Source organism: Ewingella sp. S1.OA.A_B6 (assembly GCF_049889095.1).
GTDB lineage: Bacteria > Pseudomonadota > Gammaproteobacteria > Enterobacterales > Enterobacteriaceae > Ewingella.
Window position 1 is genome coordinate 1 of sequence record NZ_JBLJFK010000016.1, and the last position, 14,513, is coordinate 14,513.

Below are 14,513 nucleotides of genomic sequence, written 5' to 3' on the forward strand. Positions count from 1 at the left end.
GGCAGCACCACCAGCGACAGCACCCCGACCATCAGCGGCGACGGCATGAAGCCTGGCTCGACAGTCACCGTCAGCGACGGCGATGAGGTGATCGGTGAAGCCACCGTGGATGCAGACGGCAGCTGGATCTTTACGCCGGACGACGCACTGGCGGACGGCGACCATGCGCTGGTGATTGACGGTACCAATGCGGACGGCAACGCAACCAGCGACACCGTCAATATCGTGATCGATACCGAGGCCACCACATCGGGCCTGACCGACGACGCGGGCAACGCGATTGCTGACGGCAGCACCACCAGCGACAGCACCCCGACCATCAGCGGCGACGGCATGAAGCCTGGCTCGACAGTCACCGTCAGCGACGGCGATGAGGTGATCGGTGAAGCCACCGTGGATGCAGACGGCAGCTGGACCTTTACGCCGGCCGACGCACTGGCGGACGGCGACCATGCGCTGGTGATTGACGGTACCAATGCGGACGGCAACGCGGTAAACGACACGATCAATATCGTGGTGGATTCAGTCACGCCTGTAATGGTGATCACCGATGATAACGCTAATGTTCTTACGGACGGCGATATCACTAACGATAGTACTCCAACCATTACCGGCAGCGGCTTTACTGCGGGCGACAGCATCGTTATCAGCGAGGGTGAAACCGTTCTGGGTAATGCCATCGTCGACGACGAAGGTAACTGGAGCTTTACGCCTGCAGCCCCATTGGCCGATGGTCAGCACAGTATTACCGTGGCGATCACTGATGCGGAAGACAATACCACCAGCGGGTCATTCACTCTGTTGATTGATACCATCCCGCCAGAAGGTGTGGATATCGACACGGTCTTAATGGTTAATGCTGCGGGTGAAACTATTTCAGCTGACGGAATAACAGCTGACAGCACGCCGACCTTCAGCGGAGCGGGTCTCGAAGCCGGCGCCATTGTCACTATTCGTGATGGTGATACCGTACTGGGCGAAACCACGGTGGCTCAGGACGGTACCTGGTCCTTTACGCCAACAGATAAGCTCATTGATGGCGAACACAACTTTACCTTTGAAGTGACAGATGCAGCGGGTAATAGCAGCGGTATCTCTGAAGAGCTGGATTTGACCGTTTCTGTCAGCAAAGGAATCAATACTGGCGTGGTCATTACTGATGATGAAGGTAACGTACTCATCGATGGAGATTCCGTTAACGACAGCACGCCAACCTTCAGTGGCCATGACCTGGCTCCGGGCTCGACCGTAGTTATTTCTGACGGTGATACCGAACTGGCGACAATTACCGTGGGCGATGACGGGAGCTGGAGTTATGCGCCAGAGACTGCACTGGTTGATGGCGAACATGAGTTTACCGTCACAGTAACCGATCCTGATGGCAATACGGGCAGTGATACCGTCACGATTGTTGTCGATACCGTTGCTCCAGAACTCATTGATACTACAGGTATCACCTTAACGAATGATAGCGGTGACATCATAGCGGTTGGTGGCATTATTTCCGACACAACGCCGACGTTTACTGCTGAAGGCCTTGAGGCTGGAACGACAGTAACCGTCAGTGATAATGATGTGGTAATAGGTAGTGCAACGGTAAATGAGGACGGTAGCTGGTCATTCACACCGGATGAACCTTTGGCAGAGGGTGAGCATAGTTTCACCTTTGAAGCAACGGATGCTGCAGGTAACAGCAGTGGTGAGTCTGAAGCGATTAGCTACACGGTTGATTCCGTAGTTCCGGAAGGTGTTGATATCAGCACTGTGGTCATCACGGATGAAACTGGTACGATCGTCAGTGCTGCGGATACCCTGAATGATAGCAAACTGACATTCAGCGGCAGCGATTTAGAAGCCGGCACGACGGTTACTATTTACGATAAAGGTGAAGTTGTTGGCGAAACCATAGTCGCTGCAGATGGCTCCTGGACCTACACCGATGAAGCCGGATTGTATGACGGTAGCCATGAGATCACCTTTACGGTGACGGATGCAGCGGGTAATAGCAGTGATCCGTCAGCTTCTCTGGATTTCAACGTTGTGGCTATCGTCCTGACGGCGGTAGATAACATCAGCTCAGGTGCAACAGTTGGCTTTGAATATCCTACTGATGTTCAAGAAGATCTTGGGACGCTGTTAAGTGATGGTGGCTTAATTGCCTTTAACAACACGATTAAAAGTGATCCTATCGTGGTGGCGGATGGCACCTTCATTAAGTTAGACGTGGTCGCGACATCTTCCGCATTTGTCAATGTAGCCAGCAGTTCGACCCTTGTTTTGCAGAAGTACGACTCCTCAACCGGCGATTGGGCCAACGTGAGCCAGGAGGAATCTGGAAACCTGTTTGGTCTGTTTGGCTTGGGAGCTTCTTCCTCGTCCATCGAGCTTACAGGGTTAACAGCGGGAACCTACCAACTGGTTTATACCACTTCAGGGCTTAACCTTGGCGTTAACTTTAGCTTGGACGCGACCAAGACGGTTTACACGCTCGCCGATCAGGGTACGCCAACCGATTACACCACGTCGACGGGCAATGTGATAACGGATACGGACAGTGTTTACGGTTCGGACGGTATTCCACATAGTGCCTATACGTCGGTTATGGCGGTTACCATCACTAATAGTGATGGTAGTGTTTCAACGGTCACGTTTGACGCCACCACAACAAAAGCAACCTTAATCGGACAGTATGGAACCCTGACCATTAGCGCCGATGGCAGCTATGAGTACGTGCCTGTGACGTCAATGGACAGTATCGGTAAAGTGGATACCTTCACTTACACCCTCACTGATTCCGCCACCGGAGAAACCTCTTCCGCACATCTGTATGTGCAGATTGGCAGCACTAATGATGGATTGATGCTGAGCTGGGATGCCACAGATCCGAGTTCGGAAGCCGTTACAGATATGGCATCCAATAACGAAGCGAATGCCAGCGTGACGGTGACGTATGACTCATCAAGTGCCAGCAACAGCGACGTTAAGCTGACGGCAGGGGGCACGGAGAACTATACCTCCGCGTTTACTCTGACAGGGGATGACGATCTGGTCACCGGTTCACTGACGCTGTCGACAGAGTGGGGTCTGTTTGGCAACAACTTCTCCACCGACACCAACATCACATATACGGTACAAATGCTGAACAGTTATGGAACGTGGTCAACGGTAAATACCTATACTGCTGTCGTTCTTGCTGGAAGCCATAATGAAGAAACTGTTCTGACAGTAGATATGTCGACTCTGGTCTCAGAAGCTGGCACCTATCGTGTGGCGATTTCGACCACCGGGGCAGCCAATGTTCTGAAACTCAACATGAATGTCGATATTGTCAGCTCCACCGATTACGTGATTACTGCCAATGAAATCGCGACCGGTAACGTACTTACGGACGAAGGGACTGACGGAACCGTCGATAAACTGAGTTCGATCTACACCAAAATGTATGCCAAAGCGGGGGACAGCACGGGTGATGAAACAGTTGACAGCACCTATACCCACGTTACCGAAAGCGGCATCACAATTATCGGCGCGTACGGTACGCTGGTGATTTATAGCAACGGTGCTTACACCTACACCCCAGACATCACGTCACTGCCGTCCGGTTCCGAAGACGTCTTCACCTACGCATTGCAAGGTGCTAATGGTGACGTTGTGATGGCAACAGTGACGATCAATCTGGGTGTTGAAGTTGATGGTAGCAACGGCGGCGCATTGGTTTTTGACGGTACGGCCGCTGATGATGTTTTCGCAATCTATGACACTAATTTCGCCTCGGTTGATGGCAAAGAGGGGAGTGATACGCTCTCCTGGCATGGTAATGGTGAGTTGGTACTGAGCAGCATTGCGGATAAGGTCAGTAATATTGAGTCGATTGCACTCGCATCTGATGGTGGAAAAGACAATCTTGTCCTGACTGCGCAAAGTGTGGTTGATGTCACTAATGAAGACAACTCGCTGTATATCAAGGGAGAAACCGGCGATACCGTGACGATGGAAGGCACCTGGATCAATGGTGGCACTGTCGTGGTGGATAGCGTGGTGTTTACACACTACACCGGGACCGCAGTTGATGGCAGCACCGTGAATATCTATGTGCAAAGTGGTTTGGTGCTTTCCACGACCGACTATTCTGACAGCACTACGGGCACGGAGTATGACGTAACCTCTGCCACAGAGGTAGTGGGTACGGTTAATGACGATACGTTCAACGTCAGTAACACTAATTTCACCAGCATTGAAGGCGGTGAAGGGTTTGATACGTTGGTCTGGAACGGCGCCGGTACGCTTACAGTCAGTGATATTGCCAGTAAAATCAGCAATATTGAGGAAATTGACCTGTTGAACGATGCGGGTGTGGATAACCTGCTGATCTCTGCGCAAAACGTAGCGGATATCACGGATGACAACAACACCCTGTTCGTGAAAGGGTCAACCACCGATACCCTGACGCTGAGCGGTAACTGGCAGCTAGTTGGTAGTGAAATCGTTAATAACGTTGACTATATTCACTACACCAGCACGACAGCGAACGGAGACACGGTGGAGTTGTATGTCGATAGTGACATTAAATCCAGCAGCACTGAAACCACTTCTGAAACCAATGCGGCAGGGGTGACGGGTCAGGTGCAGTTGGTCAGCGAGCACATTGATCAGATCACGACAATCAAAGGGGCAAGCGGCAGTTTTACCAGCGAGAGCTTTACTGTAAACAGTATCACCGACCTGCAGACCATTCACATCAGTGCCTATACCACAGCTTTGATGAATACGAACAACAACGTGTCGGTGAACTGGTCACTCCAGGTTTACAACTCGCAGACCTATACCTGGAATACCGTCACCAGTGGTTCACAGTCCTTTACTCGCCAAGCCTCTTCACTGGATGTGACTTTGTCAGACCAGCCGGCGGGGACGTATCGTGTCGTGGTTGAGAATGTCCAATCCGGTTACTCCGGTGCGTTATGGACTACCGGGTACGATGAGCTGACAGTGAAAGTTTCGGCAGACATTGTCAGTACCACCGACTATAAAGTCAGTACCAGCTCAAGCATCACGAGTTCCGTCTTTACCAGTGATAACACCAGCGACAGCAGCATTCTGGTGAAATCTATCGCGGCCGGTATTGTTGCTGGAGCCGCGAGTTACACACTGATTGCGGCGGCAGGTACGACCATCGCCGGAACTTACGGTACGCTGACCATCCATACCGACGGCAGTTACACCTACACGCTGAACAGCGACTCGGTGATTAAACTGTCCGGTAGCGAAGATTCGTTTACCTACGTTCTGACAGATGGCACGACGAAGAATCTGGTCATGACGCTGGGCGTGTCGGTTGACGGATCAGAAGGTGGCGCGTTGACCTTTGCAGGTACCGTCGGGGATGACAGCTTCACTATCCATGACACCAGCTTCGCGTCGGTCGATGGTAAATCCGGGCATGATACGCTGGTCTGGGGTGGTGAGGGTGATCTGCAGCTGAGCACCATTGCTGACAAGGTTCACAATATCGAGGTCATTGATCTTAAAGATAACGCTGCTGCTGCGGTGTTGACGTTGTCTGCCGACGATATTGAAAAAGTTACTGACGACAACAATGTGCTTTACGTTCGTGGCGGCGGTGAAGATTCCCTTTCATTACAGGGAGTGTGGGAAGTTAGCGGTGTGGAAATACTGAATAACATAACCTACACGCTTTATACCGGTAATGCTCTGGATGGCACGGCGGTTAAGCTCTATGTGCAAGAAGGGTTAACCTTCAATGAAGTCGCAGAAAGCATTACCGGTTCACTGTCTTCAGATGAAGCGCAGGCTCTGTCGGTGATTTCGGTCAGCCAGAATGGTGAGGTGATTGACCTCACTGAGGGTGAAGTGAGCTTTAAAGGCGCTTACGGCACACTGTTAATTGAGGGTAACGGCCACTATAGCTATCTGGTGAATGAAGCCTCAGAGCATAGCGGCAACATCGATACATTTACCTACACCCTCTCTGACGGCAGCAGTGAGTCACTGAGTTTCAATCTGGGTATTGATATTGATGGTAGCGAAGGCGGAGCAATCACCTTTAGCGGCACCAGTGGCGGAGATGTTTTCCAGGTTTATGATACTGGTTTCACCTCCATTAACGGTGCTGACAATAGTGATACGCTGGCCTGGCACGGTACCGGTACGCTGAATCTCAGTGATATCTCTTCAAAGGTAGATAATATCGAGAAGATTGACCTGTTGAACGATAGTCAAAATGACAATCTGGTAATTAGCTCAGAAAGTTTGCTGAAAGTCACTGATGACAATAATACGTTATATGTCAGAGGAGCTGACGGTGATACTGTGACGCTGAATGGCACATGGGACGATTCGGGATCATTATTGGTCAATGGTGTTACCTATAACCATTACACCAGTACTACTACAGATGGTTCCGTGGTTCAGTTATATGTTGAGGATGATGTCACTATTGGCTAATAAGCAATAATGGAGAAATAATAACAGGCTGGCACTCTGGTGCTGGCCTGTTTTTCGCCATTGTTGTAGGTATTTAATTTAACTAATATCGACATCAGGATGTCTTAATTAATCATGAAGAAATTATTTATTACCTTATGCTGTGTAATAAGCATTCCTTACGCTTGTGCAGCTGAAAAAAATACTCTCACTTCGCCGCAAACGAGTATTAATGAAGCGCCTGGTGGTTTTTGGGGTGTTTTTTCTAAAACGCCTGAGCCAGGAAGTTTGCCAGCCGGTGGATCAGCACTGGCAGATAAACTCCGGATGAAACCCGCAGAAATTGAAATGCAGCCTGCAGAGCAAGACCCAGTCATTCTGGGAAAAAACTTTCCTGCCGACTGGCAGGCTGCTATTCATCTTGCAGTCAGTTATCATCCATCCATTAGCAGCAGTATTGCCACGCTTGAGTCGGCCGGATTCGGTATTGACGCTGCCAGCGCTGGCTATCTTCCTACCATCAAGGCGGGCATTACGTCAGGTCGTCAGCAAGATGAAGGAAGCGGACAAATTGCCACCGTTGGTCTTTCGCAGATGCTGTATGACTTTGGTAAAACCGGGAGCGCGGTTGATCAGTCCAGTGCAAAATATATGCGTCAACAAGCTACCGTGCTCGCGCAAATCGACACCATTATTCAGCAGACGGCACTGGCACTTAACGAGGTTTATCGTTACACACAACTAATTAATAATAATAAAAAAAACATTAAAGCCCTACGTGACATTTTAAAATTGACGCAGATGCGTGCCGACGCGGGTGCCAGTACCCGTGTAGATCCTGTTCAGGCCCAGGCGCGTATTGAGGCTGCTGAAGCACTGCAGCAGGAAATGGAGATCAAACTGCAGCAGAATAAATATCATCTGCAGTCGCTGCTTGGACAACCCGTTGCGGAAAGGCATTTGTCGGCGCCGATAGATCTACAGCCCTTAATTGAACGGCAGAGTCAGCGTCTCGACTTAAACAGAAATCCAACCATTTTGATTGCTCAGGCTGATGTTGCTATTGCTCAGGCTGAGTTACGAAGCTATAAAGCACAGCGCTATCCAACGCTTTCTCTTGAAGCGAATACCAATAAATATGTTGGTGATATTGCTAATTATCAGACTCGCAACCAGTACCAGAATGTTTATTTTTCACTGAACAGTACCCTTTATCAGGGCGGTGCACTGATGGCGCAAGAAAGTGTCAGTGCAAGAGCATTGGAAGCAGCCAGGGCAACTATTGCCAGTAAGAAATTGGAATTAATCGATCGACAAAGAAATTATTTCCAGAGTATAAATGGTCTGCGAAGTAACATCTCTTTGTTGACGAAGAGGATGAAAAGCATTACGGAAACTCGTGTTTTATATCGTGAGCAATACTTATCTCTTGGTAACAGGAATGCGCTTGATTTATTAAATGCTGAGCAGGAAATTAGTCGCGCAGAGCAAGACCTTATAAATGCGCGTCGCGATTTATGGGCGTCGGCAGTGAATTATATTGTGTTAGCCGGCATGGCCAGAGATGCATTTAATTTTAATAACCAGGTTGTCCAGGGATTACGCATTACACCGTAATGTTATTCAAGTTAAGTAAAAGGTCATAATTATGGAAAGTACAGATAAAAAGGATCAAGCGTGTGTTTCCTCACAAACAAAAAAAAACTGGGAACCTTGGCTTGAAGCATTATTACTTGTCGCAAAACATTATCGCCTTGATGGCTCTCCTGAGCGTGTAAGAGGGGAGGCTGAGTGGCATTCCGGGCAGCTTTCACAGGATGTCCTGATTGAAAATATGGCTCGGCAGTTGGGGTTGTTAGTCATTTTTGATGAGTTCCATCCCGCGATGTTGGATCCCTGGCGTCTTCCTCTGGTCGTCGATTTTGGCGAACGTGGTATTGGCGTGGTTATCACTTTGGGAGAGGAAAATAAAGTCAGCGTGATCCTCAGCGGTGAAAAACAGCTGCAAACGTTGATGACCGTGGAAGAGCTTTCTGAGCATGCTCGTCGCGTACTGTTAGTTAAACCTGAGACGTCGGTACCCGACGCCCGTGTTGATGACTATATTAAACCGCATCAGGAAGACTGGCTGTGGAAAACCATCATGAAAGAGTGGCCATCCTATGTGAACGTGATGTTTGCATCGCTGGTCGCCAACGTTCTTGGTCTGTCAGCCATGCTGTTTACTATGCAGGTTTATGACCGCGTGATCCCCTCGCAGTCTATACCTTCACTTTGGGTGTTGTTTGGTGGAGTGATGATTGCTCTGACGTTTGTTTTTGTCATGCGTGTTACGCGTACTCATATTTCAGATATGGCCGGTAAACGTGCCGACCTGCGCATTTCCGATAGGGTTTTTGGGCATGCGCTGCGTATTCGCAATGATGTCAGACCAAAGTCTACCGGCTCGTTTATTGCTCAGATCCGTGAGCTGGAGCAGATTCGGGAACTGATCACCTCAACGACCATTTCGGCCATTGCCGATTTACCATTCCTGATCATTTTTCTGTTCATTCTCTGGTTGCTGGGTGGGTGGCTGGTACTGGTGCCATTGGTTGCAATCCCGCTGATCATCATCCCTGGTCTGTTGGCACAGCGTTCTTTAGCGGTATTGTCCAGAGCCACGATGCGTGAGTCTGCGTTGCGCAACGCCATGTTGGTTGAGACGGTGCAGTGCATGGATGACATTAAATTGCTGCGTGCTGAGCCTTACTTTCAGAATCAGTGGAATCATCTGAATGAAGCCATCAGCAAGTCATCGAAAAAGCAGCGTTTTATCAGCGGGCTACTGATGAGTTGGACCAGTGAAGTGCAGACTGTCGCCTATATCGGGGTGGTTCTGGTGGGCGCATTTTTCGCCATGAATGGCGATTTATCAACCGGCGTGCTGATTGGTTGTTCCATGTTGGCTTCAAGGATGATGGCTCCGCTGGGCCAGATGGCGATGATTTTTGGCCGTTGGCAGCAGGCTAAAGTGGCAAGAGAAGGGCTGGAAAACTTGTTGCGCAGCGAGGTTGATCAACCCGAGCGCAGTGTTCAGATTCATCGCTCAAGAATTTATGGTGAATATAATATTTCGGGAGTCAGCTACCGTTATGACCCTAACTCACCGAAACCGGTGCTGGCAGTGAAGCAACTGACGATTAAACAGGGCGAGAAAATAGCAATCCTTGGCCGCAATGGTTCCGGGAAATCTACCCTGTTACAAATGTTGGCTGGCTTACTGCAACCCAATGAAGGGGCAATATTACTTGATGGGGTCCGTCTCTCTTCAATCGATCCGCTCGACGTGCGTCGTGATGTGGGGCTTCTGGGGCAAACTTCTGCTCTGTTTTTTGGCACTGTGCGTGAGAATTTGCGATTAGGGATGCCACTGGCAACAGAGGAAGAAATGTTCCAGGCGCTGGATATCAGCGGAGCCATTAACTTTATTCAACAGCTTCCTGAAGGCATGGACTATCAGTTGCAGGAGGGAGGGAAAGGACTCTCCGGAGGCCAGAGACAGCAATTGCTGTTGGCTCGTGCCATATTGCGCCAGCCGAGTGTACTGTTGCTGGATGAACCCACTGCATGGCTGGATGACGGCGTCGAGAAGCACCTGATTGAGAAATTAAAGGTCTGGATGGGCAATCGTACGCTCATCATCGCCACACATCGTCCGGCAGTTATGCAACTTGTCGAGCGTATTTTGTTGATTGAGAACGGGCAAATCATGCGTGACGGAAGTAAGGAAGATATGCTGGTATCATCCCCTAAAGTAAAAACCAGCCCTCATGAAGGCAAAGTTAACGTTAGAACGCAGGGAGCATCTTCATGATTCGGCAATTCTTTTTATGGTTCAAAAAAATGAAGTTTCAACATCCGCGGCGACTGTTTTCTTCAGGAGCATTCCTTGTCTGGTCAGTTATGGCCATGATGATGATGTTTTTTGTCTGGGCGACTCATTTTGATCTGGATGAGGTTGTCATCGGCGTGGGCAAGGTTGTACCCAGTTCTCATGAACAAATTATTCAGTCTCTGGAAGGTGGGATCCTTAAGGAACTGAAGGTTCGTGAGGGTGATGTCGTTGAAGTCGGCCAGGTATTGGCGTTGCTGGATCCAACGCAGATCGATTCCAGTGTGCAGGAGAGTACAGGCCGCATGCGGGCGGCGCTAGCAACCTCTGCTCGTTTACAGGCGGAAACCGAAGGCCGGGAGCTGACGTTTCCACCGGAAGTTCTGCAAGACACTTCGCTGGTCGCTGCGGAAACAGCCCTTTATAAATCGCGCAGGGAAAACCTTGAAAAGACGCTGAGTGGGTTACGCAAAGCGCTAGGTCTTATCAACAGTGAATTGAAACTGACCACATCCCTTGTCGCAAAAGGAGCCGCCAGCAATGTGGAAGTTCTCCGCCTGAAAAGGCAGGCCAACGATTTAGAGAGCAAACTTAATGATACCGAAAATCAGTATACGGTTCTTGCTCGTGAAGATTTGGCCAAAGCTAATGCGGAAGTTTCTTCACATCGCTCAATTATTATCGGGCGTGCCGATTCTCTAAAAAGGACGGTCATTGTTGCCCCGGTCAGGGGGATTGTTAAAGATATTGAGGTGAACACTGTTGGAGGGGTGATCCCACAGCGGGGCAACCTGATGGAGATCGTCCCGCTGGATGATCAACTTATGGTTGAGGTCCAGATTGCGCCTCGCGATGTTGCGTTTATTACGCCTGGTCAGCGAGCTGTGGTGAAACTGACAGCTTATGACTTCAACATCTATGGAGCGCTGGAAGGGACAGTCGCTTTTATTTCACCAGATACTATCCAGGATGAGGTTCACCGGGATAAGTATTATTATCGCGTCTATGTACGCACTGATAAAGACTATCTGGTAAACAAAAATGATAAGCATTTTCCAGCCTACCCGGGGATGATCGCTATGGCAGAGATTCATGCTGGTAGTAAAACGACTATGGCCTACCTGATGAAGCCACTGAACCGTGCGAAAGAAGCACTTCGCGAAAGATAGTAAAACAGGAAGTTTTAGAGCTGATGCCGGTTATTCAGGTGACCGGCATTACTTTCAAGCTAAGTATACGGTAACACACCTGTTTGCTGAATAAGTCGAACCTTTAGCTGCTATAGGATCAGATCATCACATTCCTGGCCCTATAGCGGTATCCCATGACAAAGCAAAAATTCAAAATTACCAATTGGACAGCCTACAACAAAGCACTCATCAATCGAGGCTCGCTGACATTCTGGCTTGATGAGTCGGCCATCAAGGCCTGGTACGACGAACAAAAAACGTCTTCGCGTGGTCGTCCGCAACGTTATTCTGAGCTGGCTATTTCTACCGTACTGATGTATTTCGCCTGACGCTGCAGGCCGCTCAGGTATCCATTGATTCCATTTTTATCCTCACTCCGTGCCCCAGATTATTCCTGCGTCAGCAGGCGTGCTAAATCTGTCAGCATCCCGTTTAAAAAACCAACGAGAGGTGAGATTGCTCATTTGGTTATCGACTCCAACGGCTTAAAAGTCTTCCGTGAGGGCGAGTGGAAGGTGAAAAAGTAAGGTCAGGAAAAGCGCCGCATCTGACGAAAACAGCATTAGAGTTAAACAAGGTACTGCCGCAGAATAAGTACTTTCTTTATCAACATCAAATTTAATATTGGCCAGTGAATACATAGTCATTATTAACGTAAATATTAATATTATATTCACCAGGAGGTAATTCTCCTCCTGCATTTACCCAGGAAAGATCTGCAACATTAGATCCTTCACCATTTAAAAATGCCGGATTAAATTGCAAATCGTCTTCCGCATAGGCAGGAATTACCATCAGGTTTAAATAAACCAGAGCACAAACGATTTTTACCTTCACAATGCGACGCGTTAATTTACTTACACAGTTTTTTCAGCGGTTTTACTTCACCAGTTGGTAGGTCGTGGATGGTGTCCAGGCACCATAATCATTGATGGTCTGGAAGCTAAATTTGCTCGCATTATTGAAATAGCCTTCCAGCGTGACGCTTGATTTCGCTGGGACCATTACCAGGTTAACGGCTTTGCCTTCCACGTTCAGATTGATGGTGGTCAGATAATAAGGTGTCGGATTTTTTAATGTGATTTTGCCCTGACGGACCTCACCTCTGAGCTTTTTCCATGCTTCATTGACGCTTTCATTCAGTCCTTGCGGACGGTAAAACAATTTAATTCGGTTGGCAGAGGCAAACTACAATGTATTTTCTGCCGATTTATTCGTTTGCTGAGGGATCGCTTTCAAGGTGACCCAGTACAGATTTTCCCGATCCTGCGGCGGCTGCTTGCCGTTAAACATCATCTTAACTACGCTTTCCGTCGCTGGCTTCAAAACAAACAAGGATGGCGTAATAACAAAATCATTTTAACGACTGCCTATTTCATTTTCAACCCAGGACTGAATAAGGAAAGAGGAATCCTTACTGGTGTTTCTGATATCTAACGCAGACCGCGTGGCGGTGGCAGAATAAATCATCCGTGTTGCGCCTAAGCCCACACCGCCGGCATAAACGGCGGAACTGCTTAATGCGGTGGCCAGTAGAATAAAGGCAGACAAATTGCGCATAATAAATCCCTTATATGGAGAGTAAAGTCCGGCCATCCGGCTGGACTGGTGTATTACGAGTAGGTCAGGGTGTAGGTTGCTACTGCGCTGGCGTCACTGGCTGTCGCTTTACCTGCGGGCGAGTAATATTTCGCGCTGAAGTTCAGGGTGTTTTCGCCGTTGCGCAGGGTGACAATGCCTGAAGCCTCACCCAATTTGACGACAGGAACCCTGTTCGTCATAAAGGCGGATGGCGACGTTCTGTGCGCTGCCAGTACCCCCGTTAGAGCCGACAGCCAGGCTGCTTGGGTCGTTACTATCCGGCGTACCGCTGAAGGTGAGAGCGACACCGGTAGAAACGGTGGTGCCGCAGTCCTCAAGTACGACGGAGAAGTTTTTCGACGTGTTAGCTTCACTGCTGACAGCTGCCAGGGATGCGGTACGAACCTGGCCCAGGTTCACATCGATATTGCTGCTGTTGCTGCCGATGGCGCAGGCTGAAGTCACCATGCTGCCGCTTACTGCGTCAGCCGCCATTGCAGTGCCCGCCATTGGCAGTAGTGCTGCGAGAGAGACGACAAGCAGCGATTTGGACATAAAGGTTTTATTTAAACGTGCTTGCATTTTTGAACTTTCCATTGTTTATTGTTGCGTAGTATTGCTCTTAATAGGCACAACTAACTGGTTAAGAAAATCAGCAGATCTGTTTTATTCCTGAGCCCTAGTTTTCTTGTTGCCGAGCTTTTTAATGCACTGACCCGGCGATAAGAGAGTTTTTCCATTGCTGCAATGTGACGCAAATCCTGTCCATTTTTTAATTCTTTCAATACCTTCCATTCCATGGGTGACAGAGATAACGCTGCTGGTTTAGATTTGTAGCGATATCGTGAGTCGACCAGTTTCATAATATTTGCGTGCCAGTTATAGAGCGGCTCTTTCAATGAAATAAATGAATCAACGTCGCCTCTTACCCACAGTAATGAACTGGCACATGCCGAATACATGCAAATAACAATCTGTGGGTGGTTTTGTTTGATTTTTTTTATAAATCTTAAGCAATCGAAACCAGAATTTGATTTCTCAGGCTCTGAAATAAAAACAATGTTTACACGTGTTTTTTCTAGTATTTTATCAAGTACCTTGTAATCGCGAATAGAGGCCCTTATCCGTATTTTTGGGCTAATTATTTGTAATAATGATGCTATTCCTTGTCGTGCGTAATGGTTACCCCCCATTAATGCAACATCTGTGATCCCACCAATTTTTAATATATCTTCCATAGTGTCACCTCGATGGCATGGGATTAATTTTTTTTTAAAAATGACCAGCAATATCATGACTTCGAATGAACATGGATTTCTTTTCCAATCATATGCGATTTATCGGAATGTTCTCCTGAATAAATCACATATTATATTAATTTCATCCCTTTTAAACTCCTTAACGACGTGTGAACTCTAAGTAAA

The 14,513-nt window shown here is 48.5% G+C and carries 7 protein-coding genes and 3 pseudogenes; 5 read left to right on the forward strand and 5 right to left on the reverse strand.

Features of this window, described 5'->3' with window-relative positions:
- The 5 genes and pseudogenes from ACMV8I_RS19580 to ACMV8I_RS19600 form a co-directional block, all read left to right on the forward strand.
- A partial coding sequence (locus ACMV8I_RS19580; protein ID WP_498866868.1) for a BapA/Bap/LapF family large adhesin occupies positions 1–6,465 on the forward strand: 6,465 nt, incomplete at its 5' end.
- A gap of 114 nt (positions 6,466–6,579) precedes the next feature.
- A complete protein-coding gene (locus tag ACMV8I_RS19585; protein WP_498866869.1) occupies positions 6,580–8,061 on the forward strand; it encodes a TolC family protein in 1,482 nt (493 codons plus the stop codon).
- Between the two features lie 31 nt (positions 8,062–8,092).
- Positions 8,093–10,300: a type I secretion system permease/ATPase gene (locus ACMV8I_RS19590; protein ID WP_498866870.1), complete on the forward strand. Its 2,208-nt coding sequence runs from the start codon at positions 8,093–8,095 to the stop codon at positions 10,298–10,300.
- Positions 10,301–10,329: 29 nt separating this feature from the next.
- Complete coding sequence (locus ACMV8I_RS19595; protein WP_498866916.1) at positions 10,330–11,487, forward strand: beta-barrel domain-containing protein; 1,158 nt, start codon at positions 10,330–10,332, stop codon at positions 11,485–11,487.
- A gap of 155 nt (positions 11,488–11,642) precedes the next feature.
- Positions 11,643–12,035, forward strand: a pseudogene (locus tag ACMV8I_RS19600) (transposase).
- A 91-nt stretch (positions 12,036–12,126) separates the two neighbouring features.
- Here ACMV8I_RS19600 and ACMV8I_RS19605 read toward each other — a convergent pair.
- The 5 genes and pseudogenes from ACMV8I_RS19605 to ACMV8I_RS19625 form a co-directional block, all read right to left on the reverse strand.
- Positions 12,127–12,345, reverse strand: coding sequence for a FimD/PapC N-terminal domain-containing protein (locus ACMV8I_RS19605; protein WP_498866871.1), 219 nt, complete (start codon positions 12,343–12,345; stop codon positions 12,127–12,129).
- Between the two features lie 42 nt (positions 12,346–12,387).
- Positions 12,388–12,672 carry a fimbrial biogenesis chaperone gene (locus ACMV8I_RS19610; protein WP_498866872.1) on the reverse strand — a complete coding sequence of 95 codons (285 nt, stop codon included), beginning with the start codon at positions 12,670–12,672 and terminating at the stop codon, positions 12,388–12,390.
- A 24-nt stretch (positions 12,673–12,696) separates the two neighbouring features.
- Positions 12,697–13,104 (reverse strand): annotated as a pseudogene (locus tag ACMV8I_RS19615) (fimbrial biogenesis chaperone).
- Positions 13,105–13,121: 17 nt separating this feature from the next.
- A pseudogene (locus ACMV8I_RS19620) lies at positions 13,122–13,671 on the reverse strand (fimbrial protein).
- A 53-nt stretch (positions 13,672–13,724) separates the two neighbouring features.
- A complete protein-coding gene (locus tag ACMV8I_RS19625) occupies positions 13,725–14,327 on the reverse strand; it encodes a helix-turn-helix transcriptional regulator (RefSeq protein ID WP_498866873.1) in 603 nt (200 codons plus the stop codon).
- Positions 14,328–14,513: the final 186 nt, after the last annotated feature.

What these genes read in the sequence shown, in the direction of transcription:
- ACMV8I_RS19585 (WP_498866869.1), top strand. Translation starts at nt 6,580, where the DNA reads ATGAAGAAATTATTTATTACCTTATGCTGTGTAATAAGCATTCCTTAC.
- ACMV8I_RS19595 (WP_498866916.1), top strand. Translation starts at nt 10,330, where the DNA reads ATGAAGTTTCAACATCCGCGGCGACTGTTTTCTTCAGGAGCATTCCTT.
- ACMV8I_RS19625 (WP_498866873.1), bottom strand. Translation starts at nt 14,327, where the DNA reads ATGGAAGATATATTAAAAATTGGTGGGATCACAGATGTTGCATTAATG.
- ACMV8I_RS19590 (WP_498866870.1), top strand. Translation starts at nt 8,093, where the DNA reads ATGGAAAGTACAGATAAAAAGGATCAAGCGTGTGTTTCCTCACAAACA.